General features: G+C 59.1%; 19 protein-coding genes and 1 pseudogene. 12 read left to right on the top strand and 8 right to left on the bottom strand.

Going from position 1 to position 25198, the window contains the following annotated elements; genetic code table 11:
- Positions 1-11: 11 nt before the first annotated feature.
- Complete coding sequence (locus BT125_RS02915; RefSeq protein ID WP_371857787.1) at positions 12-1025, top strand: AraC family transcriptional regulator; 1014 nt, start codon at positions 12-14, stop codon at positions 1023-1025.
- A 57-nt stretch (positions 1026-1082) separates the two neighbouring features.
- On the opposite strand, the gene BT125_RS02910 is transcribed toward BT125_RS02915, so the two are convergent.
- Both BT125_RS02910 and BT125_RS02905 read right to left on the bottom strand, forming a co-directional pair.
- Positions 1083-2738: a N,N-dimethylformamidase beta subunit family domain-containing protein gene (locus tag BT125_RS02910; protein WP_072405098.1), complete on the bottom strand. Its 1656-nt coding sequence runs from the start codon at positions 2736-2738 to the stop codon at positions 1083-1085.
- A gap of 30 nt (positions 2739-2768) precedes the next feature.
- Positions 2769-4067, bottom strand: a complete 1299-nt coding sequence (locus BT125_RS02905) for an MFS transporter (protein ID WP_072405097.1) — start codon at positions 4065-4067, stop codon at positions 2769-2771.
- A gap of 448 nt (positions 4068-4515) precedes the next feature.
- On the opposite strand from BT125_RS02905, the gene treS reads away from it, so the two are divergent.
- Positions 4516-6582 carry a maltose alpha-D-glucosyltransferase gene (treS, locus tag BT125_RS02900; RefSeq protein ID WP_072405379.1) on the top strand — a complete coding sequence of 689 codons (2067 nt, stop codon included), beginning with the start codon at positions 4516-4518 and terminating at the stop codon, positions 6580-6582.
- A gap of 142 nt (positions 6583-6724) precedes the next feature.
- Here the strand turns inward: treS and BT125_RS02895 are convergent, their stop codons facing one another.
- On the bottom strand, positions 6725-7117 hold the full coding sequence (locus tag BT125_RS02895; protein ID WP_072405096.1) for an ester cyclase: 393 nt from the start codon (positions 7115-7117) through the stop codon (positions 6725-6727).
- Positions 7118-7293: 176 nt separating this feature from the next.
- Between BT125_RS02895 and BT125_RS02890 the strand changes: the two genes are divergently transcribed.
- The gene (locus tag BT125_RS02890) at positions 7294-8157 is read left to right on the top strand and encodes an alpha/beta fold hydrolase (protein ID WP_072405095.1); all 864 of its coding nucleotides are present in this window, start codon (positions 7294-7296) and stop codon (positions 8155-8157) included.
- 87 nt (positions 8158-8244) lie between these two features.
- Here the strand turns inward: BT125_RS02890 and BT125_RS02885 are convergent, their stop codons facing one another.
- The 3 genes from BT125_RS02885 to BT125_RS02875 form a co-directional block, all read right to left on the bottom strand.
- Positions 8245-9015, bottom strand: a complete 771-nt coding sequence (locus tag BT125_RS02885) for an alpha/beta fold hydrolase (protein WP_072405094.1) — start codon at positions 9013-9015, stop codon at positions 8245-8247.
- Positions 9016-9310: 295 nt separating this feature from the next.
- Positions 9311-10993, bottom strand: a complete 1683-nt coding sequence (locus BT125_RS02880; protein ID WP_072405093.1) for a diguanylate cyclase — start codon at positions 10991-10993, stop codon at positions 9311-9313.
- Positions 10994-11233: 240 nt separating this feature from the next.
- Positions 11234-11692 carry a winged helix-turn-helix transcriptional regulator gene (locus BT125_RS02875; protein ID WP_072405092.1) on the bottom strand — a complete coding sequence of 153 codons (459 nt, stop codon included), beginning with the start codon at positions 11690-11692 and terminating at the stop codon, positions 11234-11236.
- 334 nt (positions 11693-12026) lie between these two features.
- Here BT125_RS02875 and BT125_RS02870 point away from each other — a divergent pair, with 334 nt between their 5' ends.
- On the top strand, positions 12027-12809 hold the full coding sequence (locus tag BT125_RS02870) for an EAL domain-containing protein (RefSeq protein WP_072405091.1): 783 nt from the start codon (positions 12027-12029) through the stop codon (positions 12807-12809).
- Between the two features lie 210 nt (positions 12810-13019).
- Here BT125_RS02870 and BT125_RS02865 read toward each other — a convergent pair whose 3' ends face one another.
- Complete coding sequence (locus tag BT125_RS02865) at positions 13020-13940, bottom strand: LysR substrate-binding domain-containing protein (protein WP_072405090.1); 921 nt, start codon at positions 13938-13940, stop codon at positions 13020-13022.
- Between the two features lie 207 nt (positions 13941-14147).
- Between BT125_RS02865 and BT125_RS02860 the strand changes: the two genes are divergently transcribed.
- The 4 genes from BT125_RS02860 (at position 14148) to BT125_RS02845 (ending at position 19206) form a co-directional block, all read left to right on the top strand.
- A complete protein-coding gene (locus BT125_RS02860; RefSeq protein WP_256573698.1) occupies positions 14148-15032 on the top strand; it encodes a glycine betaine ABC transporter substrate-binding protein in 885 nt (294 codons plus the stop codon).
- Positions 15033-15108: 76 nt separating this feature from the next.
- Positions 15109-17142 carry an NADH:flavin oxidoreductase gene (locus tag BT125_RS02855; RefSeq protein ID WP_072405378.1) on the top strand — a complete coding sequence of 678 codons (2034 nt, stop codon included), beginning with the start codon at positions 15109-15111 and terminating at the stop codon, positions 17140-17142.
- Positions 17143-17460: 318 nt separating this feature from the next.
- The gene (locus BT125_RS02850) at positions 17461-18402 is read left to right on the top strand and encodes an aromatic alcohol reductase (RefSeq protein WP_072405088.1); all 942 of its coding nucleotides are present in this window, start codon (positions 17461-17463) and stop codon (positions 18400-18402) included.
- A 174-nt stretch (positions 18403-18576) separates the two neighbouring features.
- On the top strand, positions 18577-19206 hold the full coding sequence (locus BT125_RS02845; RefSeq protein ID WP_072405087.1) for a LysE family translocator: 630 nt from the start codon (positions 18577-18579) through the stop codon (positions 19204-19206).
- A gap of 31 nt (positions 19207-19237) precedes the next feature.
- Here BT125_RS02845 and BT125_RS02840 read toward each other — a convergent pair whose 3' ends face one another.
- A complete protein-coding gene (locus tag BT125_RS02840; protein ID WP_072405086.1) occupies positions 19238-19819 on the bottom strand; it encodes a TetR/AcrR family transcriptional regulator in 582 nt (193 codons plus the stop codon).
- A gap of 126 nt (positions 19820-19945) precedes the next feature.
- On the opposite strand from BT125_RS02840, the gene BT125_RS02835 reads away from it, so the two are divergent.
- The 4 genes and pseudogenes from BT125_RS02835 to BT125_RS29920 form a co-directional block, all read left to right on the top strand.
- Positions 19946-20572, top strand: a complete 627-nt coding sequence (locus BT125_RS02835) for a DJ-1/PfpI family protein (protein WP_072405377.1) — start codon at positions 19946-19948, stop codon at positions 20570-20572.
- Positions 20573-20685: 113 nt separating this feature from the next.
- The gene (locus BT125_RS02830) at positions 20686-21216 is read left to right on the top strand and encodes a DUF2867 domain-containing protein (protein WP_072405085.1); all 531 of its coding nucleotides are present in this window, start codon (positions 20686-20688) and stop codon (positions 21214-21216) included.
- Positions 21217-21748: 532 nt separating this feature from the next.
- Complete coding sequence (locus BT125_RS02825) at positions 21749-22849, top strand: ABC transporter substrate-binding protein (RefSeq protein ID WP_139271667.1); 1101 nt, start codon at positions 21749-21751, stop codon at positions 22847-22849.
- Positions 22849-25188 (top strand): annotated as a pseudogene (locus BT125_RS29920) (ATP-binding protein); the annotation flags it as partial. The gene BT125_RS02825 and the pseudogene BT125_RS29920, both read left to right, overlap by 1 nt.
- Positions 25189-25198: the final 10 nt, after the last annotated feature.

The following is a 25198-nucleotide window of genomic DNA, read 5'->3' as shown; positions in this document are numbered from 1 at the left end:
GATGATCTATGATGCTGGCTCTTAGTCTTTTGATCGAAACACCTAACATGACGGAATCAGGACAATTCGCTCTGTCTTCTGAGCTGATTAGCGAACTGCTCACGGGGATGCGGCTGCGCGGTGTCCAGTACCGCCGTATTCAAACGGGGCCGAGCTTTGGCTTGGGTTTCGAACACAAATCGGCCCATGCCTACTTTCATTATCTGGCGGTGGGTACGGCCATCCTGCGTACAGGCGATGGCGCGATACATCACCTCTCGGCAGGTGACGCGGTCTTGGTGCCGCAAGGCCATAGGCACGAACTGCTATCCGCCCTGGATGTCACAGTCCAGCCCATCGACCAACTTGATGCCGCCCCCTTGGGCGAGGCTGTCAGCGGTGTGAACACTTGTCCGAGCACACTTTCCACGCCCAGTGCGATCCTGTTCTATGGCTGCATGGAGTTCGACCTTGGCGGCATGCGGGCGTTGGGCAAGCTGATGCCGAATGTCATGGTGGCGGACACCGGTGGTCAACGTTATCCAGGGCTGGGAGCGATACTTGATTCGATCAAGGGTGAGATATGCGCCGGGCGCATCGGGTATGCCGGGATCATGGCTCGGCTTGCGGAAGTCGCTGCCTCTTTGTTCGTACGGGGTTGGGTCGAGCATGGTTCGGAAAGTGCGCAAGGGCTCATGGCTGCGCTGCGAGATCCGCGCCTGGCACGCTCTATCCTTGCGTTGCATCGCCAACCCGGGCGCGAGTGGACGGTGGCCGAGCTGGCGGCCGAATCTCATGTTTCGCGCTCCGTGTTCGCCCAACGGTTCCAGGCCACCATTGGCGTACCTCCATTGCGATACGCCACCGAGCTGCGGATGCGGATCGCCAGCCAATGGCTGACGCAGGACAACCTGTCGATCGATGCCGTCGCGCAACGCTTGGGCTATACCTCACAAGCGGCATTCAGCCGAGCATTCAAGCGCATCAATGGCCAGCCACCAGGGGCCAGTCGACAGGCACGTCGAAGCACTGAGCCTGTGGAGTGAATGGCACCCGGCAGTTCCGGCCGAACTGCAACGGCATCTACGATGAGCCCGCCAAGATCACGCCTTTGCTGGTAAGAAACGATCCAGCACATTACGGGTGATGGTCACGGTGGAGTACTCGTCGAGCTTGAGTCCATTCACCCACTCGCAGGACGCAGCGGTGAACACCTCACCTTGGCCTTTCTGAAAATGCACGAGCATGCCAGTCCCCCGGCTGTGCAGGCTTACGCTGGTATCACTCATGTCGGGCGCCAGCAGTGACGCCCGAAACCTGGCATCGGCATCGCCCAGCATGAATGAGTACGCATCCTGCGGCCGGCCGTGCTCGGCGATGGTCGCCCAGCCCATGGCAAGGATCTGTAGCCCTGGCGGTGCGCCATCCGTGCCGAGAGGTTCTGGAAGGCCGTCGATGAAGGTGTAGTCCAAGCCATCCACCTCGTAACCGAAGATGTTAGCCGTATCGCCGAACAGATCAGCGTAGCCCAGCCCGGTATCGGCCAGAGCCCAATGCTGTGGCCGGAACACGGTAAACCCCCTTGGGCCACGCGAGGCCATGCCCCCGAAGCTACCGTAAATCCCGCGCAGTGCATTGACGCCAAAGGTGCTGGCCCCAGGCCGACCCACTCGTGGATCCTCCCAGGCGCTCGTGAGCGTGATGTCATTACTGGTCGCAACGGGATCCAGCTCAGCGGCGTCGTATTTGTAGGCCACTTGACGTTCGCCGCGATTCTCCAGACGAATCTGCCACATGAAGTTACCGGCGAAGCGCGCAACATTTCCCCCTGCTTCAACAAATGCCTCGACGTTGTCGCGCATTTCACGGGTCCAGTACTCATCGTGACCGACAAAGACCGCGCAGGCGTACCCGTCCAAGACCTCGGGGTCGTGATGCAGATCATCCTGAGTCAGGATGTCGACCGTATAGCCTTGTTCTTCGGCCCAAACTACGAACGGACGTTCATAGGATGCCCAGCCGGCCAGGGCGTAGTACTTGCTGAAGCCGTACAGAGAGGCCCACTCGATGAATTCATAGCGCGCCGGCCCCGGTTTGCCCGGCCTCGAAGCATTGATCGAGCGCGGTGCGTCTTCAGGCAGCCAGACTTGCCCGCGCGCCCAAGGGCGTTGCGCTGACAGTAGCGGCGAGCGGCCGCGGGGTGTGCCGGGATGGATGCCGAAGTAATGGTTGGCGCCGCCCCAGTCGTTGTAGGCGGCCCAAGTGGAAGTCGCCGCTACCAGCACCAGTGCGTCGGCGCATTTGCGCAGCGCCCTGACGATAAAGAGATGATGACCGAGCACGGCATCGGCACCATCCCGCATTTCCAGCACATAGGCACCTGGCTTGGCGTCCAAGGGTATTGGCCATGGCGCGAACACTGGCCATTGGCAGCCGACCTCGTAGACGCGTTCGGGCAATGGATGAAAGCTTGCCGCGAGGGGGGCGGTTTGGTGAACGGTATGAGGCAGCGCGCCGTCACGATAGATTTTCAACGTAACCCAGGGGCTGTTCGAGGACAGGTGCAGGTTGACTGTTTCGCCTGGGCTGTAGGCGCGGCGGTCGGAATAGCACCATGCGGCTGCCGAGCCTTTCTCACTGGGAACTTCAACCCAGATCTCCCGCGCGCCCTGACGTGTGCCTGAGGTCACGGTGGCGGTTAAATCCGCACCGGGACGTTCGCCGCGAGCGGCCGTTGGCTTGGAATCATTGGCGTTCATAAAGTGCCCTTATGCATAGGGTTGGTTCCTCTAGAGCGCCGTTGAGCTGGCGCCGGGGGCCTGGATTTCAGCGAGATCCATCCCTGCGGTTTCTTCGATGAAATAACCTGCCGCGACCGTGACCAGGCCCAGGCTTATCAGGTAGCCGATGTACAGAGACTCAAGATGGGCGCCCACCAGATAGCTGTGCAGATAGGGCGCGGTGCCGCCGAAAATAGCCACCGAAACCGATGAGACAAACCCGACACTTTGTGCACGCGCTTGGGTCGGCACTTGTTCCGAAAGCACGGCGGGAAAGATCGCTGCAATCGAAGCCCAGGCGAGCAGCGCCAGCGCTTGTGCAAGAAACAAGGTGTAAGGTTCGGTGGTGACGATGATGGAGATGGGGTAGGTCAGCACGACCACTCCAACCCCCCAGGCGATCACCATGGGTTTGCGCCCCACCCGATCAGAGAGCATTCCGCAAACTGGCAACCAGCACACGCAGATGACTTGGGCGAGCAGGCTGGCGATGTAGGCGCCGGTCGCATCCATGCCCTGGGCGATGGCCGAGGCAGCACCAAAAGTCACCCAGGCGTAATAGGTCACGTTAGCGGCCGCAGCCAGCATCACGATGTTGCGAGTCATCCGCAGCACTTCGCCCTTGGATAACTTGCGGGGTGGCTGAGCCTGCTGTCGTTGCTGCTCGAATACATGCGACTCCTGGGCGCTGCGGCGCAGGAACAGCGCATAAATACCCAGTACGCCGCCGATGGCGAAACCGATACGCCAGCCATAGTCTCCCATGGCCTGGGCACCCAGTAACCAGGTCAGGGCGGCGGCGATTGCCGTCGCACCCATGACGCCCAACGTGACGCCTACGTACACCGAACTTGACCACAAGCCACGGTGCTTGGCAGGGGCAATCTCCGCGACATAAGTGTAGGAAACGCCCGTTTCGCCCCCGTGGGCAAGGCCTTGTATGAGTCTAAAGATGAGCAGGGCCGACGAAGCGTAGAGGCCAATGTCCTGATAGTTCGGAATGAGGGCGATACCCAGGCTACTGGCCGCCAGCAGCATCATGGTGATGACCATGATGGCCCGGCGTCCAAGGACATCGCTGAGGCGTCCAAAGAAAAAACCGCCCAGAGGCCGGGCTATGAATCCAGCCGCGAACACTGCAAGAGTGGCGAGCATCGCGGAGTGGGGATCGGTCTTGTCGAACAGATTGCGGGCCAGGTAAACAGAGAAAGTTGCATAGAGCGTCCAGTCGAACCACTCAAGGGCATTTCCCACGGCGGCCGCGCGCAAGGATCTAAGGCGTCCTTGATGGGACGTCGAATTATTCATGTCATTCTCCAATGATGGATGTCGGGCACAGAGAGGAGGGGCTGCATCAGGGAGGCAGCACCTCGTCAAATCCCATGTCCTGTAGCGGAACGTCTATCGCACGCTTGACGAGGCGATCAATCCCGCCGACATGGGAGACGTGGCTCCGCATCCGCTGCGCAGGGATAAAAGAGGTTGCAGTGGAATCACACACGACAACGCATCCCTTGGACGCGTTGTTGTTCAATTCGAACCGGAGTCTATGCGGGTGAATCCTGGCTATCTATGATCCTCCGTCTCGATGTTTTGTCCGAAACCCCGCTGGTGGTTTTGCAGTCGATTGTGCCTCGCAGGCTTTCTCCTGATTCGATGCAACGAATGTCGCGTGGTGGCCTCATATGAAAACGAGCGGCGCCTCGGTTGGAGAGGGGTGACTGCGGTTTTTTCCATGACGGAGGTGATTGTGTCCATGACGGCAGCCGAGAAAAATCATGTCGACTGGCTGGTCGAACAATCGATGCTCAATGCTGCGAGGAAGCGCGCCAAGCTCTACTCGGGCCAGGGCCGAATGTGGCAGCAGCCCTATGCCCATACTCGGCCTCGCGATGCCTCGGCATTGGCTTCGGTGTGGTTCACCGCGTATCCGGCCTCCATCGTTACCCGCGAAAATGGCACTGTGCTTGAAGCGCTGGGGGATGAAACCTTATGGCATGCGCTGTCGAGAATCGGTATCCAGGGCATCCACAATGGCCCTTTGAAAAGGTCCGGTGGCCTTTCGGGCACTGACTACACACCTACGATTGACGGCAATTTCGACCGCATCAGTTTCGAGCTCGACCCGCAATTGGGCACCGAGGCGCAGTTGCAAGCATTGACCCGAATGGCCGCCGCGCACAATGCGGTCGTCATCGAGGATGTCATCCCGTCCCATACCGGCAAAGGCGCGGATTTTCGTTTGGCCGAGATGGCGTATGAAGATTATCCGGGGCTCTACCACATGGTGGAAATCCGCGAGGAAGATTGGCCGCTGCTGCCCGACATTGCCGAGGGGCGCGATGCGCAGAACCTCACCCCGCAGCAGGTCGACATCCTGCGGGATAAGCACTACATCGTCGGGCAGTTGCAACGGGTGATCTTCTTCGAACCAGGGGTCAAGGAAACCGATTGGAGTGCGACACCGGTGGTGATGGGCGTTGACGGCAAGCCGCGCCGTTGGGTCTACCTGCATTACTTCAAGGAAGGGCAACCTTCGCTGAACTGGCTGGACCCGACCTTTGCCGCTCAGCAGATGGTCATCGGGGACGCGCTGCATGCCATCGATGTCTCGGGGGCGAAAATCCTGCGTCTGGACGCCAACGGATTTCTTGGCGTCGAGCGCAAACTCGAGGGTACCGCCTGGTCCGAAAGCCATCCGCTATCGATCACCGGAAACCAGTTGCTCGCTGGAGCGATTCGCAAGGCCGGCGGCTTCAGTTTCCAGGAGCTGAACCTGACCGTAGACGATATCGCCGCCATGTCCCACGGAGGGGCGGATCTCTCCTACGACTTCATCACCCGACCCGCCTACCAGCACGCCTTGCTGATGGGCGATGCCGAATTCCTGCGCTTGATGCTGCGGCAGATGCACACCCTCGGCATCGATCCGGGTTCGCTGATTCATGCGTTGCAGAATCATGATGAATTGACCCTGGAATTGGTGCACTTCTGGACCCTGCACGCGCACGATACTTACCTCTATCAGGGCCAGACCTTTCCTGGCAGCATCCTGCGCGAGCACATCCGCGAGCAGATGTACGAGCGCCTCACTGGCGAGCATGCGCCCTACAACCTGAAATTCGTCACCAATGGCGTGTCCTGCACCACCGCGAGCATCATCACGGCGGCGTTGGGGATTCGCGATCTCGACGCCATCACGACGGCGGATATCCAGCAGATTCGCCAGGTTCATCTGCTGTTGGTGATGTACAACGCCATGCAACCCGGCGTGTTCGCATTGTCTGGCTGGGACCTGGTCGGCGCGTTGCCGTTGCCGGCGGAACAGGTCGAGCATTTGATGGGCGACGGCGACACCCGTTGGATTCATCGTGGTGCCTACGATCTGGTGGACCTCAACCCTGACGCGGCATTGTCGGCCGGCCAGATGCCGCGTCCGAAGACCCTGTACGGCAGCTTGCCAAACCAGTTGAAAGATCCGGATTCGTTCGTCTCGCAGTTGCGCAAGATCCTCGCTGCGCGCCGTGCCTATGACATCGCCGCCAGTCGCCAGATACTGATTCCAGACGTCGAGCATCCGGGACTGCTGATCATGGTTCACGAATTGCCGGCAGGCAAAGGTACGCAAATCACCGCGCTGAACTTCGGTTCGACCCCGATCACTGAAACCCTGCACCTGCCCAATATCGCACCGGGGCCGGTGGTCGACATCATCAATGAGCGGGTCGAAGGCGACCTTACGCCTGAGGGCGAATTCACCATTACGCTGGATGCGTTCGAGGGGTTGGCGCTACGGGTGGTGAGCAGCTCACCAATGATCTAGGGCTTGGGAAAGCGAGGTGGTTGATTGCTCAACCACCCAGCCATGCCATAAGATCTGGTCAGACTTAGTCAAGGCTTTGTCTATGCTCTGCTCCTTCACCCATGGGGAGCAGACCTGGATAACCGCAGCCTTGAGGCATCCGCTACGCTGCTCGGAGCTGAGCTTCGATCGCTGCCTTGTCGATGACCGACCAGACCTCGCGGATCCTGCAGTCCTCGAACCCGTAGAAGACGTTTTCGGCGAAGCAGATGCGTGCTCCGTTCACCGCCAGGCCCAGGAATTGCCCAACCGGCGTGCAATTGAAGGCCAGGCGAGCCGCCAATTTAGGTGGGTCGACCACCAGGAATTCAATTGCAAAGCGCAAGTCAGGGATGGCCCGATAATCCGCTTCCAGCATGCTTCGATAGCCGTGCAACCCTAATGGTCTCGCGTTGTGAACCACATCCGGGTGCACGAAATGACCCAGGTTTTCCCAGTCCTGCGCGTTCAGGCAGGCGATGTAGTCGCTATAAAGATCGGCGAGGTTCGAGGTCATGGGGTGATTCTCCTCCGCATGTCTGTTCTTGCCTTTCTGCGATCTTAGCGAGTGTCAGGCTGACAGCAAAGTCAGGCTCACCCTTGGGACGAAACGCGGAGATAACTGCGTAAACGGTACCCGAACACTACCTTGATCTATTGTGTGTAGTGAAAAGCACTCATCACGGGGTGATTATGTTCGAAGGTTTCCAGCTGGAAATGATCAGCTTGCCCGAGGCGACTTTGCGCGTTCGTTACGGTGGCTCTGGCCCGCCGTTATTGTTGCTTCATGGTCACCCCCGTACCCACACCACCTGGCATAAGGTTGCACCGTTGCTGGCCAGATCTTTTACGGTGGTCTGCCCGGACTTGAGAGGGTTTGGCAGGTCCAGTAAGCCGACGAACCCTCATGGCTACGAAGCTTTTTCGAAGCGAGCGAAGGGCCGGGACTGTGTGGCGCTCATGGAGAGCTTTGGGTTCGATAAGTTCTACTTAGCGGGCCATGACCGAGGCAGTTACGCTGCTTTCCGCACAGCGCTAGACCATCCGTCACGGGTGCTGAAGTTGGCCATTCTGGATGGCGTGCCCATCTTGGAAGCGCTTGAACGATGTGAGGCACGGTTCACGTCCAAATGGTGGCACTGGTTTTTCTATGCCCAACCTGACAAGCCAGAAAGGGCCATTCTCGCGAATCCAAAAGCGTGGTACGGAGGAGACGCAGAGGCCATGGGGCGAGAAAATTATGAGGACTTTCAGGCCGCGATTCACGACCCCGAAACCGTGATCGGGATGCTCGGTGATTACCGCGCAGGAATCGAACTGGACCACCTGCATGACAGGGAAGACCGCCAGGCTGGCCGTAAGCTTCAATGCCCGCTCCATGTTATTTGGTCGTTGCAGGATGATCTGGAAGAACTCTATGGCGATGTGCTTGCGGTTTGGGCGCCGTGGGCAGAACAGAAAGTCACTGGCGCCGGCATTGACAGTGGTCATCACATCGCCGAGGAGGCGCCGGACGAGTTGGCTTGCGCACTGGAGGCTTTTTTCTCCGGGCGATGAGTATTGTGACCGGCCGGCGAAAAGCTCAATGTGACCTACGCAACGGCAAAAGGCCCGCATGCGCGGGCCTCGTGTTGCCAATTGCATTTATTGCGCAGCTTTCTCGATCAGGTTGGCCACCACTTTCGGGTTGGAAACCATCACCACATGGGAGGCGCCTTTCACCACGACGGTCTGCTTGGCGTGTGCACGCTCGGCCATGAACGCCATGGCCTGAGGGGGAATGTTCTTATCCTTGTCGCCGTATACGAACCAGGACGGAATGGTTTTCCAGGCAGGATCCTTGGCGGCTTCGTTCAGCGCGGCGACGGTGATGGGGCGTTGGCCGGCCGCCATCAGGCGAGCTTCAGCCTCAGGCACATCGGCCGCGAACTGGTCGTGGAATTTATCCTGCTGGATGTAGAGATCCTTGCCACCATCGGCCAACTCGACCGGGGCCGACAAGGCCGAGGCCAGGGTGCCGCCCGGGAATCGTCCAGACAGTTCTGCCGCAGTCTCGCCAGTTTCCGGGGTGAACGCCGCTACATACACCAAGCCCTTCACGTTCTGATTGCCGTACGCCGCCTCGCTGATCACCGCACCGCCATAGGAGTGGCCGACCAGAACCACCGGTGTCTTGATGTTCTTGACGATGCTTGCCACCGATTGTGCATCACTGCTGACGCCACGCAGCGGGTTCGCCGCCGCGATGACCGGATAGCCGTCCTTTTCCAGAATCTTGACCACGCCGTTCCAGCTCGACGAGTCGGCGAAAGCGCCATGGACCAAGACCACAGTGGGTTTGACGTCAGCTGCGTTTGCAAAACCACTGGCTGCGAAAGCGGTGGCGAAGGCCAGGCCAGAAAGAATCTTTTTCATGAGTAACTACCTGTAAGAGAAGAAAAGGGCGGTTGCCAGGTTGGGCTTCTGTGCTGCGCGGTAACTATTTGCGCGCTAAACAGTTGCGATAAAGTTATCGCTTAAAATGTTTGCGCGCAAGATATTTTTTAAGAATAAATTCAAGCTTTGTATAAGTTATTGTTTTTTAATGAGATTTTTTAGGGGGCGAGGTGAGGGCATCAGGGGCGCTTTGCCTAAGGGCATATAGGCGTTGCGACGGCGATTGGAGAAAGAAGGGCCGCCGCTTCTGAGGCGGCTTCCCCCCTATGACCGATTACGAAGCTACGCGGTTTTTCCCCCCGCGCTTGGCCTTATACAGCGCGGCGTCCGCTGCTTGCAGCAATAGGGCTTGATCGGTCCCGTTACGCGTCGTCGAGGCCACGCCAAAGGATGCGGTAACGCTGAACGTCTGCATTCCATCCGTAGGGCTCATGCTTTCCAGCGAATCCCGGATGGATTCGGCTCGCAGGAGGGCGTCTTCAATGGCGCAATCCGGCAATATGACGATCAGCTCTTCTCCACCAAAGCGGCAGGCGACATCGGTGGCTCTGATTGACTTCATGATCAAGGATGCCGTGCTGCGCAACACCGCGTCACCCGCAGCATGACCATGGATGTCGTTCAGTTTTTTGAAGTTGTCCAGGTCGAGCATGATGACGCTCAGGTCCGCTGCGTCTCGAGTGGCTTTGGAGAGTTCGCGCTTGAGCGTCTCCTCCATGAAACGACGGTTATACAGACCCGTCAGCGGATCTTTAATCGACTGGACTTGCAGGACCTGGCGCATCCTGCCGTTCGCCAGCGCTAGCGCGGTTTGCTCCGCGGCAGCTTCCGCAAACTGGCGGCTGATTTCCTTATCGCTATTTCCGCCAGCATGCTGGATGTGCAAGAGCCCCAGTGTTTCTCCGTAGGCTATCAGCGGCAGGCACCAGTGAATTTCGCCATCGTCGAACTCTGATTTTTCTGAATAATGGGCGCAGCGCAGCTCATGACGATGTTCAACCACATGGGCATGGCCTCGACGTATGGCCCAACAGTCTTTAGGGCCGATGAGGACATCTGATTGAGCCTCGACGTGGCCCCAGCTTGCGGCCGGTTGCAAAGCATCAGCCGAATTGCGGTACAGGTACAGCGTTCCACTACTGCCTTCCAGCAACTGTTGGCAGTAAGTGCTGACCAGCTGGAGCGTCTCCTCTTGGCTCATCTCAGTCTGCAGCAGGCGAGCCATTTCTGCGAGCAAGCCTATTTCTGCATTGCGCCGCTTAAGGTTTTTCAGGCTTTTGCCCAGTTGGGTGCTTGAAGAAAGCGCGCTAGCCGTCGATTCGGCTTGGCGCTTTATGGTCTGACGCATGGACACGTAAATGAAACGGCCCAGTACAAGCGTTAGCAGGAAGCTTGCGATGGAAACGGCGACGGCCCAACGCAAGTTGGCGTTAAGTTGGTTGTCCAGAACAGCCACTTCCTCGACTTCTGCTTGAATCAGCTCGCCTCCCAGGTCGCGGACCTGGTCCATGAGGTGCTTGCCGTTACCCGAAGCGATTTCGGCCACCGTCGCAGCAGCACCTTGGGTGCTGCGCAAATTGATCACCATGTCCAGGTGGTCCAGCTTGCGTGCGGACTTCTCGATGAAGCCCTCCACCTTGGCAATCTCAGCGGATGAATCGTTTCGATAGTTCTCACGAAGCTGCTTGATCGCGCCGGGAAGCTGCGACGTGGCGAGGTAATAAGGCCGCAGAAATGTCTCCATCCCCGTTAATGCATATCCGCGCTCGCCCGTCTCCGCATCCACGAGCAAACTTTGCACCGTGCGAATGTTGTCCAGCTGCTTTTCTACCAGGTTGCGTTCGTTACGCGTCTCATTCGTCCAGAACAGGGTAAACGGACCTACTGCGGCCGTGACGGACATGACCAATGTGGCAGTAGCTGCTGCGAGGAGAAGTCTGGGTGTGCGATGGGGCATCGTCAGCTCCAATGGGATTCACATCTTTATCGGCGAGTAAGGTTAATGGCGTAGGTGTATCACGCTAAAACCGTTCGACGGTCAAAAGATTGTTTATCCGCTGAGAGGTTGCGCGGTTTTACGCGGCCTCACGAATGTGCCCTGGCGGGTGGTGGAGCCTACGCGTTTTGGCCGAAAAGGCCAGGTATGCTGGTTAAACTGCCCCCGGACCTAACGACCAACGCTGTTCAACGCTGACGATTACTCCGGCGCTTCTGGATCTGCTGGAGTCGGCGTGGGAATTTGCCATGAAGGTTTATGGCCATCCTGGCTGTCGAACGTGCGGCGCGCCTTGCGGAAGTCGTCGACGTTTTCGACTACCCAAGTCCAAATAGGGGACATGCGGATCAACAGCCCCATGCCCAATGGAGTCAGCTCATACTCGACACGGGGCGGAATCTCGTCGAACACCTGCCGAATCAATAGACCATCACGCTCCAGAGAGCGTAGCGTCTTGGTCAGCATTCGCTGTGTCACACCGGCCATCTGCCTTTTTATCTCTGCATGGCGCATCCTGCCGTACACACCCAAGGCATGCAGGATGCCCAACGACCAGCGGCTACCTGCGTGAGCAAGGACTTCGCGCCTGACTCCGTCATCATCTTCTCTAAGCGTTTGGCAGATAGCTTCTGCCTGGCTAAGAGTTTCATGATCGGTCATTTCTCCCCCTGGATCACATGTGTGGCTTTTTCGAGCGCAGCCTAATCGAGCAAGCATTCGCTCATCTTATAGGCAACTGGTTTCAGGAGTAATCATGGCCGAAGTGACTCATCTTTGCGCCCAATCGATCCCTCGTTCTGAGCGCCGGAGAACTCGGCCGCTGCAGACCTAGTGAACGATTCGATGAGCCGTTGGCTGAAGTCTTCGCACGTTTCGATACCGTAATAGGCACCACGGTGCATTCAGAAACTTCGGCCCCTGCCGATTCAGGTGGTGTCGGCTACAGTTCCTTGTACCCGCAGGGATGTATCAAGACCGCTACGGAATATTAATCATGACGAAACGCCCTCCGTTCCAATCGCTCGGCTGCGCCGAATGCCGCAACCATGAGGCGTTGGGGTTTGATTTCACCATGGCTTTCCAGCCTATTTTCAACGTCCGGACACGCGCTGCGTTTGCATATGAGGCATTGGTCAGGGGCATCAATGGCGAATCGGCTGGCTACGTCCTGGGGCTCGTGAACGACAGCAACCGCTACCGATTCGACCAGGCTTGTCGGGTGAAGGCCATCGAAGAAGCTGCAAGGCTGGGGCTGTTGGACATTCCCGATTGTTTGCTGAGCATCAATTTCCTGCCCAACGCCGTTTACCGGCCAGAGACGTGTATCCGGGCCACCCTGGAAGCGGCGCGCCTGACCCATTTCCCGCCAGAGAGGCTCATGTTCGAAGTGACCGAAGGCGAGAAGGTGGTAGACCCCGAGCACCTCAAATCGATTTTCGTGGAGTACGAGCGTCAGGGTTTCATGACCGCCGTCGACGATTTTGGCGCGGGCTATTCGGGCCTTAACCTGCTGGCCATGTTCCAGCCGCAGGTGCTGAAGATTGACATGGCACTGACCCGAGACATCGATCAAGACTCGGTCAAACAAGCGATCGTCGAAGGCATCATCCTGGTCGCCAGGCGCCTGGATATCCTGGTCATCGCCGAAGGTGTCGAGACCCGTGAAGAAAGCTCGACGCTGCTAGGCATGGGGATCGAACTGATGCAAGGCTATCTGTATGCAAGGCCCGCGGTCGGTCAGCTCCCGGCTGGATGCTTTGATGACGGTGTGCGGTAGAGGCGGGCTCGACTCCAGAGATTCGCTACGGCAGGAGCGCTCCAGTTATCCAAGAAATCCGTGAGTATGTCTGTGGATAACCGCGCTGATGCCAAGTAGGCAAAGGGTTTCAACGGACGCTCAAAAAATGTACAGGCAGGTTGGCATCATCTGTTCAGACGGGTGTTTGGCCTCGCCCGAAAACCATACACACTCTCGCCCGCAACTGGATCAGCGTCGAGCCATGTCCGCCAACAACCATTCACGAAACACCTCGGCTTCCGAAACACCGACGCTGGTAGGGTTCAGCGCCAGGTAATACCCGCGGCTGGTACGGTACTCATGGGGCAGTACCCGAACGAGGGCGCCGGATTCCAGCAGGTCGTCAATCATCGCGCCCCATCCCAGCGCGATGCCTTCGCCTTCCAATGCCGCTTGAAACAACAACGCAGAGTTGTTGAACGACAGCGCGGGCGTAGGCGGTGCATAGGTGACGCCCATCTGTTGCAGCCAGACAGGCCAGTCCACCACGGGCCAGCGAATCCAGCGCCAGTGTTCACGGTCCAGGTGAAGCAAGCGTTCTTCCAGCAATTGTTGCGGCTCATGCAGTTGGCGATCGCCCAGATAGGAAGGGGAGCAGACGGCGAGTATTGTTTCATCGAAAAGCCGATCCAGCCTGACCCCGGGGCCCTGTCCTTCACTGCCGGTGGTGAAGCCGATATCGATGTTTTCGCCCACCAGATCAAAATCGCGATCCAGTGCCAGCAGGCGCATGCCAATGTCCGGATGCGCTCGTTGAAAGGCTTGAAGGCGAGGGCGTAGCCAGTACGTCGAAAAGCCGATGGTGGCCGCGAAGGTAATGACTCCGGAAACACCGTTGCGCAGATCGTGCACGGTGTCGGCAATGCGCTCCAGGCTTTGGTCCACCGTGGCATACAGACGTCGGCCGGCCGAGGTCAGGCTGATATTGCGATGGCCGCGCACGAACAGCGGCTGCCCCAATGACTCCTCCAGTACCCGGATCTGCCGGCTCACTGCGGCCTGGGTCACACACATTTCCCGCGCTGCCGAAGTGAAACTCAGCAGGCGTGCGGCCGCTTCGAAAATCACCAAGCCAGTGAGCGGTGGCAAGCGACGACGTAGCTTTTCCATCAATAACGTCCTCAACGGCTGTTACCGAATGACTCGGCATTCACATTACAAAAGGTTATCCAGCAACCTGACTTTAAATCGTTTGAGCCGCTTGACGTCGTCTGGCTTGATTGACGCGTACCGAGCAGGCCTGCCAAGCCTTCAGGGCTTGGCCTATTCGTCAACCTTGCAAAACCGATACCGTCAGAGGTCACTATGAGCGCACTGATGAAAGGACTTACGCACGGCCTGAAAGTAATGGCAGTCGCAGGCTGCCTGCTAAGCGGCACCGCTTGGTCAGCCGAGCCGCAACCGATCCGTATTGGCTGGGTGGCCTGGCCCGATGCTGAAATCAGCGCCAAGCTCGCGGCTTACGCCATCGAACAGCAATTGCAGCGCCCCGTGAAACTGGTGATGGCCGATATCGGAATCCAATTCAAGGCCATGGAAAGTGGCGACATCGATTTCATTCCAATGGTATGGCTGCCCACCACGCACAAGGGATATTGGGACAAATACCAGGACAAGCTGGAAGACCTCGGTGTGCTCTACGAAGGGCGCATAGGATGGACCATTCCTGATTCCATCCCCCGCGAAACCCTGAGCAGCATTGCCGACCTGAACAAGCCAGAAGTACGTGAGAATTTGCGCGGCACGATTCTCGGGCCGGAACCAGGCACTGGCCAATCGACGTTGTCGCAAAAGGCCATGGATGTCTATGGCATCACTGGCTACAAGTTGGTGTCGTCGTCCGGCGCAGCGGAAGTGGCGCAGTTCGCCCGGGAAATCGAGCGCGGGCGTTGGAGTCTGCTCAATGGCTGGAACCCGCATTGGATGTTCGCCAAATGGAAGCTGCGCTATCTGGATGACCCCAAAGGCGTTTTCGGCAGCACCGAGCAGGTGCATGTCATCGGTCGCCCAGGTTTGCGCGAAGCGGAGCCGGCCGTCGCAGCCTTCCTGAAAAACTTCAAATTACCGCTGCCGCAGCTTGAAGCGCTGTTATTGCAAGCCAAGGACAGCTCGGCCGACGCCGCGGTAAAAGCTTATTACGCGACCAACAAGCCGACGTTCGATGCGATGTTTGCGCCCCAGGCGACAGCCGCCGCGCAGTGATCGCCTGATGGGGCCTTCGTCTACAAGCCCAAGCCTCAAGGCTTCGGCCATCTCGGATTCCAGTATGAGCACCGCCATGTCCAGTAATGATCCGCTGCTGCAACCCTTCGCCATCAAGCATCTGCAGTTGCGCAATCGCGTCGTCAGCACGTCACATGAACCCGCGTATACCGACCAGGGCATGCCACGACAGCGCTACCGGCTCTATCACGAAGAGAAGGCCAAGGGCGGTGTCGCACTGACCATGATCGGAGGTTCCTCCATCGTGGCACCGGACAGTCCACCGGCCTTCGGCAACCTTGAGATGTACCGCGACGAAATCGTGCCCTGGTTGCGCGAGCTCTGTGATGGCGGGCATCAGCATGGCAGCGCGGTCATGTGCCAGCTCACCCATCTTGGCTGGCGAGGCAGTAATTTTCACGCTGACTGGCTGCCGCTGGTGTGGCCTGGCCATGGACGTGAACCGACCCACCGCAGTTTCACCAAAAAAGCCGAAGACTGGGATCTGGCGCGAATCATTCAGCATTACGCCGACGCCGCCGAACGCTGCAAGGCGGGGGGATTGGACGGCATCGAACTGGAAGCCTACGGCCATTTGATGGATTCGTTCTGGCTTCCGGCAAACCAACGTGACGATGGGTGGGGGGGCAGTCTGGAAGGACGCATGCATTTCTCGCTGGAGGTGTTGCGGGCGATCCGCAAGGTTGTGGGCACTGAGTTCATCGTCGGCATTCGCATGGTGGTCGAGGATGATATGCCCGGCGGGCTGGGCCGTGAGGAGGGCTTGACCATCGCGCAGACCCTGGTCGATCACGGCATCGACTTCATCAGCGTCATCAAGGGGCGTATCGACAACGATGTCGGCATAGCCAAAGTGATTCCCGGTATGGGCACCCCTGCCGGACCGCACTTGGAATTGGCGGGTGCCGTGAGACGTGCGGTGTCGGTGCCGGTGATGCAGGCGGCACGGATCAGCGATGTCGCCACAGCCCGTCACGCCCTACGTGAAGGGCTGGTGGATCTGGTGGGGCTAACCCGTCCGCAGATCGCCGACCCGCACTTGATTGCCAAAGTCTTGGCCGGCCACGAAGAGAGGATTCGTCCCTGCGTGGGGGCCAGTTATTGCATGGACCAGATCTATATCTCCGGCCAGGCTCACTGCCTGCATAACCCGGCGATTGGGCGAGAGAGCAAGTTGCCTCATGAGGTCACCCCGTCGGGCGGCCCCGTTCGCAAGGTACTGATCGTCGGTGCCGGTCCTGCCGGACTGGAGGCGGCACGGGTATCTGCCGAACGCGGACATCAGGTGACGGTGATTGAGGCCAACAGCCGGGCAGGCGGGCAGGTCCGTTTGGCATCCGTGCCATTGCGCCGTCGCGAATTGATCGGCGTGGTGGGCTGGCGCGTCAGTGAATGCGAGCGCTTGGGCGTGCAATTTCGCTACAACTGCTATGCCGGGAAAGAGGAGGTGTTGGCGCTGTCACCGGACGTAGTGATCATTGCCACCGGAGGATTGCCGAATACCGAGGTTCTTGAGTACGGCAACGAATGGGTCGTCAGTACTTGGGATATCCTTGCTGGCGACGTCAAGCCGGCAGAATCGGCACTGGTGTTTGACTATAACGGCGGCCATCAGGCGCTGACCGCTGCGGAGTTCATGCTTGATCATTGCCGCGAGCTGGAAATCGTTACGCCCGAACGCATGCTCGGCCCTGACATTGGTGGTTTGAACACGCCGCCTTATCTGAAGGCCTTTGCCGAACATGGCGTGCAACAGACCTTGAGCCATCAACTAACGGGTGTGCGGCGTGAAAACGGCAGATTGGTGGCGACCTTGCGCAACAGATACGCGGATATCACCAGCGAACGGGTGGTGGACCAGGTCGTGGTTGAACACGGTATCCTGCCGCTGGACGATTTGTACTTCGAACTCAAGGCGCTGTCGCGCAATCGTGGCGAACTGGATCATCAAGCCTTTATCGACATAAAACCCCAATTGCTGGGGGAGGGTGGTCCTGGGTTTCAGCTGTTCAGGATTGGCGACGCGGTGAACAGCCGGGATATTCACGCCGCGATTTATGACGGGATGAGGTTGTCCATGGCGCTTTAGCTTGAGTCACGAAACGACCATGGGCAGCCAGTGGTGATCTTTGCTGCGATCAATACGAGCAGGCCCGGCAAAGTGCGGAGACTGTCCAAATGGCCGTGAGCCAATCTAACGGTCGGACTCTATGTTGTGTCGTTTCGCTGAGCGTGCTGAGGCAACGCGATTGGAGCAGCACTGGCCGAAGCGGCAATGGCTACCTGGCTGAGAGTTTCATGATCGGTCATTTCTCCCCCCTGGTATCACGCGTGTGCCTTCTTACGAGCGCTGCCGAATCGTGCAAGCATTTGCTCATCTTTCAGGCAACAGGTCTCAGGAGACATTATGACCGAAGCGACCCAGCTTCCCCCCCAATCGATTCTCGTCCTAGGCGCCGGTGAACTTGGCCTGCCGGTTTTGCGCAATCTTGCGCGGGTGGCGAAGCGCGCGCCCGGCTCCAGAATCAGCGTTTTGCTCAGGGGTTCGACCATCAACACTCAGGTGCCCGGGAAAAAGGCTGAAATCGATGAGCTTCGTAGCCTGGGTATCCAAATGGTTGCTGCAGACTTGGTGAATGATTCAATCGATCAGCTTGCTGAAGTCTTCGCACGATTCGATACCGTAATAGGCTGCGCAGGCATGGTCGCGGGTCGAGAAACCCCGATGAAGTTGGCTACGGCAGCGCTCAAGTCCGGCGTGAAACGCTACTTCCCTTGGCAGTTTGGTGTCGATTTCGAGGTGATTGGTCGGGGCAGTCCTCAGGATCTATTCGATGCTCAGCTCGATGTGCGCGAGCTGCTTCGCGCCCAAGACAGAACTGAATGGGTCATCATCTCGACGGGTATGTTCACCAGCTTCCTTTTCGAGCCTGTATTTGAGGTTGTTGACTTCGAAAACGACACAGTGAACGCCCTGGGCAGCCTCGAGAACAGCGTGACGCTCACGACACCAGACGACATCGGTACGCTGACAGCGGAAACCGTTTTCTTCGAACCTCGCTTGCGCAATCAAATCGTCTACCTTTCTGGCGACACTGTGACGTATGGGCAGGTTGCGAGCATCCTTGAACGGGTCCTGGGACGCCCATTCAAACGTAACGTGTGGACTGTTCCGTACCTGATCCAGGAGTTGGAGAAAGACCTCACCCATCACATCAAAAAGTACCGCGCTGTGTTTGCACAAGGCAGAGGTGTGGCGTGGCCTAAAGCTGCCACGTTCAACGAGCAGCAATCGATTCAAGTCACCACCGCCGAGCAGTGGGCTCGGGAAAACCTCGCAGACAATTGAACGCCAAAACAGCTCACGTACGACCTGCCGTGGTTTGAGTGTTCTAAAACGACGAGCTGTCGGGATGTTCCTGGTGTACATGTCTTCGGCCGACTACATAGAACGTTTGACCGAACGCCAAGTGGCTAACTAGAGTGGATAACCGTACGGCTGCCGACTGCCCTGGACATCCAAATGAACGACCTATCCCTGCTGCTTGCCTTCATCGCTGCCGCGTCAGTGCTCACGGTGACCCCCGGCGTGGACACCGCCATGGTGCTTCGCGCTACAGCGACCGGCGGTCGACGGTCGGCTGTGATGGCTGCTATCGGTATCGTGCTCGGGTGTCTGGTGTGGGGAGCCGCGGTGTCACTGGGCCTCGGTGCCCTGTTGCAAGCTTCGGAGTGGGCTTACCTTACGTTGAAAATTGTCGGTGCAGCGTATCTCGTCTGGTTGGGTGTAAAACTGTTGCTGCGACCCAGGACGACGCTGCAAGGGCAGGGGGACGAGAACATGGCGGCCTCTGCGCGTGGCGCCTTTGTTCGCGGTTTACTGACGAACCTGCTGAACCCCAAGATAGGTGTCTTCTACATCACGTTCCTCCCCCAGTTTGTCCCGAGTGGCGCGAGCGTGGCCAGTTACTCCTTCTTCCTTGCGGTGTTACACGTGCTGTTGACGCTGGCCTGGTTCGGCATTCTGGTAGCGGCTACGGTGCCACTGAGCAATTTCCTGAAGCGCCCGGCGGCCCTGAAGGCGCTTGACCGGCTCACGGGCGGTGTTTTTGTCGCGTTTGGGCTCAAGTTGGCTGTTTCCAATCCGGCTTGAGCCGAATGCCGCACTGCATGTCGATGGGTTCTTAAATGTCATCGACGGCTTGAGGGCGGGAATCGGCCCGCCACGGTGCAAGAGTCCCTTCGAAAAGTGAAAAGGCTCGATGCAGGAAACCGTTGAAGCGAGCGGCATCACGCCGCAGCCCTGCCTGTTGACCACCAATCAGGCACAGATGAGCCAGTTGACCAATCACTTCTGCTTCGCCCATAGGCACCAAGCGGCGACACGACTGTATCGCGAAGTCCAGTCGTCTTGTGTCCACGCGCTGCTGAAACTCGCTTACCAACGGATCGTGCAGCGACCAGACTCGGATGGAAACTTCCCGCCCAGGTTGTTTCTCTGCGGCAATGCTCAAGTAGCGTTTCAAGATTTCGCCCGCGCTGCGACCCTGGGCCGCGTAAGCGAGCATGCGTTCCGTGTAGTCTTTTTCCCAAGCGGTCAGCAAGGTGCGGACAAAGTCTTCGCGATTGCGGAAATGGTGATAGAACGATCCGCGGGTCACATTCAATCGGCGCGATAGGCTCTCGGCGGAAACGCCAACATGCCCTATTTGGTCGAGGGCCTCAAAACCAGCCGCGATCCAATGGTGACGAGTTAGTTTTTTCACCCGTTATTTCGCTCCAAAGTGAGTGCCATACAGACTGTGTATGGTGCGCAACCGGTTGATACGCTGCGAACACCCGCAAAGATGGCCGTTGCGTTTAGCACGCCAGCACTTTCCATGGAGCTCGCCTTGAAGAAAATCGTTCTGGTTGCTTTCGACCAATTCACGGATATCGACCTGTTCCTGATGTGGGACATTCTAGGCCGAAACACTGAGGACTGGCACGTCCGGATATTGGCTTCCAGTGCTGTCGTGCGGTCGGCGCACGGTCTGCCTGTTTCGGTGCACGGTCCGCTTTCCGAGGCCAATAGTGCCGACGCGGTATTGTTCGTCAGCGGCAAGGAAGGGGTACCCGCTGCACTTGCCGCCCCGGATTTCCTGCCGTCGTTTGAACTTGACGCCAGGCGCCAGCGGATCGGCTCCATATGTGCCGGCGCTTTCATTCTCGAACGGCTCGGGCTGCTCAGCGGCCAGGCAACTACACACCCGGATGCACGATCAAGCTTGCAAGCACTGGGGCTCGAGCCCGTGGACCAGCCTCTTGTATGCCAGGGAAACATTGCAACCGCGGGCGGATGCCTTTCGGCGCTCCATCTGGTGGGGTGGTTGGTTGAGTCCTGGTTCGATGTTGCCAAGCGCCGTGCGACGTTGTGCCCTGTTCTGCCCGCTGGACAGCAAGCGCTCTATGATGCCTTGATCGATCTCAGTATCCGGCAAGGAAAAGTGGGCGCCTCAACAACATCCAGCCACTTCTAAACCAGGCACGCACCCACAGGGCGACAAGGAGCGTTTCACGACAAACCATCGCAACCAGAAACGTGACATGGCATGTCGTCCAATCAGTCGTCAGCACTCAGGAGAGATCCCCGATGCACCGAGAGTTTGAGCTCATAATGTCCGTGCCAGTCCCCTCAAGGTCCGGCATCACCCACCTTTACAAGTCGATGGACCTGGCGGACGCTTTTGCGATTCGGCTCCCTGCGGGCACATCCAGCGATCCGGATTTGCTGGCTCGCTTCATCCTCTCTCACCAGCCATCCTGGATCGGTTGGCTGATGAAAGTCCGAGACATTGCCGTTGCTTGTTTTGGTCTCAAGACAGCCAGACATCTGGCATCACTGGCTCATCGGATTGGACCCTTCAAGGTCTACAGCACCAACCAGACTGAAATCGTGTTGGGGGAGGACGACAAGCACCTCGACTTCCGGCTATCGATCCTATGTGCTGGAGAGACAGAGCCAGAAGGCAGTCGCCAACTGGTTTTTTCAACCGTGGTCCAGTGCCACAACCGGCTCGGCCGGGCCTACATCTTCGTTATTGCCCCATTTCACCGTTTGGTTGTCAGGGCCAGCCTCCTGCGTGCAGCGCGCATCGGTTGGCCCCTGGCTACCTGCCCCTGAGGCGATCAACCCAGTCCTTCTCTGGGAAGCTATCCGAAATCAAGCTTGATGCCGCGCTCGTCCACCCGGGCGTTGTAGCCCGGGTGACCTTGTGAGGCGCTCAGTTGGCTGAAATCCTCCACGGTCGCGAGCGAAGCGGGCTCGTTGCGACTATGCTCATTGCCACTGCAGGCAATGTATGGGTTTCAGTGATCGGCCGCCAAGGGAAGGAGTCTGTATGTGTCTGGTTCTACATGTCCGGTTCCATTGTTGGAATGACCGAATGAGCAATCTGGCAGCAGGTGTCCATCGGCGCATTTTGATCCCTGGGCGACCCATCGTCAGTTCGTGAGCATTTGCGTGAGACTTTTGGTCTGGCCGCTAAAGGCCGCTCGACTACGAGCTCAAGTTGAATACCCGCTCCAATTTCACAGGGACGACGATCTCCAATCTGCAGGCCGACTTCTCCAAACCAGATCAAACAGTCGATCCAGGCTGTCGGCAGGTGCAGGTGGATTACGTTTGGTAAATCCCAAGCACGATGGAGAACAACATGAACACCAAACCGATCCACAAAATCTTGTGGCGCTTCGCTGGCTGCGTGACCGGGCTGGCGATGGTTGCCACCAGTCCAGTCCACGCAGCCGATGGCGGCGTCGCCCGCGCCCCTACCGCAAGCTATAGCATTGCTTTCAGCAATTCCTACGCGGGCAGCGATTTTCGCAAGGTGATGGTGCGCAACTGGCAGGAGATTGCGGCCCAGGCGCAAAAAGATGGCTTGATTCGCGAGGCTCCGGTGGTCAGCGCGAACAACTCGGCGTCGGAACAAGCGGCCCATATCCAGGACCTGGTCGTCAAGGGCGTGAACGCCATCGTCATCCTGGCCGCGTCCGACACGGCCCTCAACGGGGTGATCCGCGACGCCTGCAACGCCGGCATCGTGGTGGTGGTCATGGCCAGCCTCGTCACCGAAAGCTGCGCCTATACCGTGGATTACAACTGGTCCGCCATGGGCCGCGTGGAAATGGATTATATCGCCGAGCGCCTCAAAGGGAACGGAACGCTGCTGGAGATCCGCGGCATAGCCGGCGATGCCACCGATAAAAACATCAGCGACGGCATTCGCAAGGCCGCCAGTGATTATCCGGGCCTGAAATTCGCCAAGACCGTCTACGGCAACTGGACCGCTTCCGTGGCACGCAAGGAGGTGGCGCTGGCGCTGCCGTCGCTGCCCAGCATCGATGCCGTCGCGACTCAAGGGGGCGACGGTTATGGCGCGGCCATGGCGTTCAAGGCGGCAGGACGCCCTTTGCCGATCATCGTGATGGGAAATCGTCAGGACGAACTTGCCCTGTGGAAACAGGAGCGCGATGCCAATGGCTACGAGACCGTCTCGGTCTCCGCCTCCCCAAGCGTCTCCCAGGTGGGTTTCTGGGTGGCACAGCAGATTCTGGCGGGCAAGCAGGTGCCGAAGTTCGTCGAAGTGCCGCTGGTGCGTATCGATGGGAAAGACCTGGACGCCTGGCTCGCCACTATGCCGGTGGGCGGTGCCGCCAATCCTTCCTATGACCAGGCTTCCGTGGTGGCGATGATCGACGCGGCCATCAACAATACGGCCCCGCCGACGCCTTTGCCGGAGGTGACGACGCAGTAATGGCGGACGGGGGGCGCGGCGCCATGTCGACATTCAGACCCGCCACGGACAGGCCCATTGCCGTCAGGATTGGCCTGGCGGTCGCCGCGCTGGTGTTCCTGATGCTAGCGGTGTCGCTGGTGAATCTCTACGGCCTGCGCGGCATGGTACGTGCGGTGGATTCCGCCAGCCATTCCGCGGAAATCCTGGCCTCGGTCAACGGGGCCACCGGGCGGGTAGAGAACTTCATCGCCACCCGTGACCAGGAAAGTCTGTCCCAGGCCGAAGGCATGGTGGCGACGGCTATCGCCGGCCTCTCCGCCATTGCGGTGGCAGAGGCGCAATCGCTCAAGGGCAGTCTGGAAAGGCTCGCCACGGCGATCGCCGCCTTGCGGGCGGCGAGCCTGACCATGGATGGCGAAACAGAGAACATGACAGCCCACTACGGTCGGATGCGAGAGGCGACGATCTTCGTTGAACAGGGCATCGCCGCTGGGTTGAAGGGGCTTGAGTCCCGTACCGCTGAGCACGAGGCGCGGGTGAGCGACATTGAAAGTGCCCATCGCATCCTGGATATCCTGCGCAACGGCGAACGGATCATCACCACCAACGTGGCCAGGATGCTGGTGACCGGTGACGGGACGGCCGCCACTGCGGCGCGGAACGCAAGCTTGGCACTCCGGCCCGTGGTCGAACAATTGCGCGAGTTGATGGGAGCACCGCAGGAGAGAGAGGCCCTGGACCAGTTGGCCGCGGCGCTCGACGCTGCCAGCGTGGCGGTCGAGCATCTTGGCGAGGCGCCCAAGCTCCGGGGAGGCGAGGCTTTGCGGTATCTCGCCGCCGTCGGGGATACGGCCGAGCGCCTCGAGGCAATGTTGGGTGAAGTGGAACAACACGTTGCCCATGACGCCAGCGACATTCAGGCAGCAACCGGTCTGCTGCGAAATGCCGCCGCGTTGTCCAAGCGTTTCGCCGAGCGTGTTGCCACGCTGGAGGCGCAGACCTTGTCGTTTCGCCTGTCTCCGTCGGCCGAGGTTGCCGGCTCTGTCGGCCACATCCTGGACGAGCTCTCCCGGCTCTCTCGGGTTCTCCCGGCGTCCGTGGGGCTGCAGGCCAAGGCTACGCCTCTGACGGTCAGCGAGCAGATTGCCGGCTACCGGGCGGCATTCGCCAGATTCCATCAGGCGAGCAACGCCTTGAGCGACGCGCGCGACCAGGTTCGCAACGAGGCTCGGAGCGCCGGCCTGTTGGTGGCGCGCTTCGCAGGTCAAGCGCGTTCCGACGCTGTGGTCCACAATGATCGCGGCATGCTTGCGACCATAGTTGCAGGGACCGTCGCCATCCTGCTGGCCGGCGCCATCGCCTGGAGCACGTCGCGATTTGTCGCGCAGCCCATCGTGGCCCTGGCTTCGGTCATGCGCCGGCTTGCGGCTGGCGACCTGAACGCCGAGATCGCCAGCGCCGGACGCGGCGACGAGATTGGAATCATGACCCGCGCCGTACGGGTGTTCCAGGAGAATGCCCTGCGCATCCGGGTGTTGGAGGCCGAGGCCGAGGCCGAGCGACAGCAAGTCCAGGCCTCTTTGGAAAGAATGGTCGCCGAACGGACCGACGCGCTGCACCACCAGACCGAGGTGCTGGAGGCGCAGGCCATCGAACTCATTCAGGCGCGCAACCAGGCCGAGACGGCTAACCAGGCAAAGAGCGATTTCGTGGCCACGGTCAGCCACGAACTGCGCACCCCCCTGACCCTCATTCTCGCCCCCCTGGAGCAGCTCTCGGCGGCGCCCACCCCGCCGGCGGACTGGCATGTGCAAATCGACCGCGCCCAACGCAACGCATTGCGCTTGATGAACCGGGTGAACGATATCCTCGATTTCTCCAAGGCCGAAGCGGGCAAGTTCGAGCTGTGCCCAACGCCCATTGACTTGAACAAGGTGGTGGGTGTGCTGGCCGAGGACGCCGCCATGGTGGCCGAGGGCAAAGGCTGCACCTTGACCTGCAGCATCGATCCCGCGCTCGGCACGGTGTTCCTGGACCCACAACACTTCGAGAAGATTCTGCTCAACCTGGTGAGCAATGCCATCAAGTTCACACCGGCTGGTGGCACCGTGCACCTGGCCGTCACGCCGCTCGATGGCGAGCGATTTGAACTCGCGGTGCAGGATTCGGGGATTGGCATTGCGCCTGACAAACTGCCGCTGCTGTTCCAGCGTTTTTCCCAGATCGACAATTCCGCCACGCGTCACTACAGCGGCACAGGCATCGGTCTCGCCCTGGTCAAGGATCTGGTCGAATTGATGGGGGGTGAAGTCGGTGTCAACAGCGAGCCCGGACGGGGTTCGTGCTTCTTTGTTCGACTTCCGCTGG

Origin of the sequence: Pseudomonas sp. NFACC04-2, from assembly GCF_900119265.1 — a bacterium.
Classification (GTDB): Bacteria; Pseudomonadota; Gammaproteobacteria; order Pseudomonadales; family Pseudomonadaceae; genus Aquipseudomonas; species Aquipseudomonas fluorescens_AA.
Note: the sequence above shows the minus strand (reverse complement) of the source record. Positions and strands in the feature narration are given on the sequence as shown.

Bases quoted from the DNA above. Each gene is read 5' to 3' on its own strand.
- BT125_RS02860 (WP_256573698.1), top strand. From the start codon at position 14,148: ATGAAAGGACTTACGCACGGCCTGAAAGTAATGGCAGTCGCAGGCTGC.
- BT125_RS02865 (WP_072405090.1), bottom strand. From the start codon at position 13,940: ATGGAAAAGCTACGTCGTCGCTTGCCACCGCTCACTGGCTTGGTGATT.
- BT125_RS02890 (WP_072405095.1), top strand. From the start codon at position 7,294: ATGTTCGAAGGTTTCCAGCTGGAAATGATCAGCTTGCCCGAGGCGACT.
- BT125_RS02825 (WP_139271667.1), top strand. From the start codon at position 21,749: ATGAACACCAAACCGATCCACAAAATCTTGTGGCGCTTCGCTGGCTGC.
- BT125_RS02905 (WP_072405097.1), bottom strand. From the start codon at position 4,067: ATGAATAATTCGACGTCCCATCAAGGACGCCTTAGATCCTTGCGCGCG.
- BT125_RS02870 (WP_072405091.1), top strand. From the start codon at position 12,027: ATGACGAAACGCCCTCCGTTCCAATCGCTCGGCTGCGCCGAATGCCGC.
- BT125_RS02915 (WP_371857787.1), top strand. From the start codon at position 12: ATGCTGGCTCTTAGTCTTTTGATCGAAACACCTAACATGACGGAATCA.
- BT125_RS02910 (WP_072405098.1), bottom strand. From the start codon at position 2,738: ATGAACGCCAATGATTCCAAGCCAACGGCCGCTCGCGGCGAACGTCCC.
- BT125_RS02830 (WP_072405085.1), top strand. From the start codon at position 20,686: ATGCACCGAGAGTTTGAGCTCATAATGTCCGTGCCAGTCCCCTCAAGG.
- BT125_RS02855 (WP_072405378.1), top strand. From the start codon at position 15,109: ATGTCCAGTAATGATCCGCTGCTGCAACCCTTCGCCATCAAGCATCTG.
- BT125_RS02880 (WP_072405093.1), bottom strand. From the start codon at position 10,993: ATGCCCCATCGCACACCCAGACTTCTCCTCGCAGCAGCTACTGCCACA.
- BT125_RS02895 (WP_072405096.1), bottom strand. From the start codon at position 7,117: ATGACCTCGAACCTCGCCGATCTTTATAGCGACTACATCGCCTGCCTG.
- BT125_RS02885 (WP_072405094.1), bottom strand. From the start codon at position 9,015: ATGAAAAAGATTCTTTCTGGCCTGGCCTTCGCCACCGCTTTCGCAGCC.
- BT125_RS02845 (WP_072405087.1), top strand. From the start codon at position 18,577: ATGAACGACCTATCCCTGCTGCTTGCCTTCATCGCTGCCGCGTCAGTG.
- treS (WP_072405379.1), top strand. From the start codon at position 4,516: ATGACGGCAGCCGAGAAAAATCATGTCGACTGGCTGGTCGAACAATCG.
- BT125_RS02875 (WP_072405092.1), bottom strand. From the start codon at position 11,692: ATGACCGATCATGAAACTCTTAGCCAGGCAGAAGCTATCTGCCAAACG.
- BT125_RS02850 (WP_072405088.1), top strand. From the start codon at position 17,461: ATGACCGAAGCGACCCAGCTTCCCCCCCAATCGATTCTCGTCCTAGGC.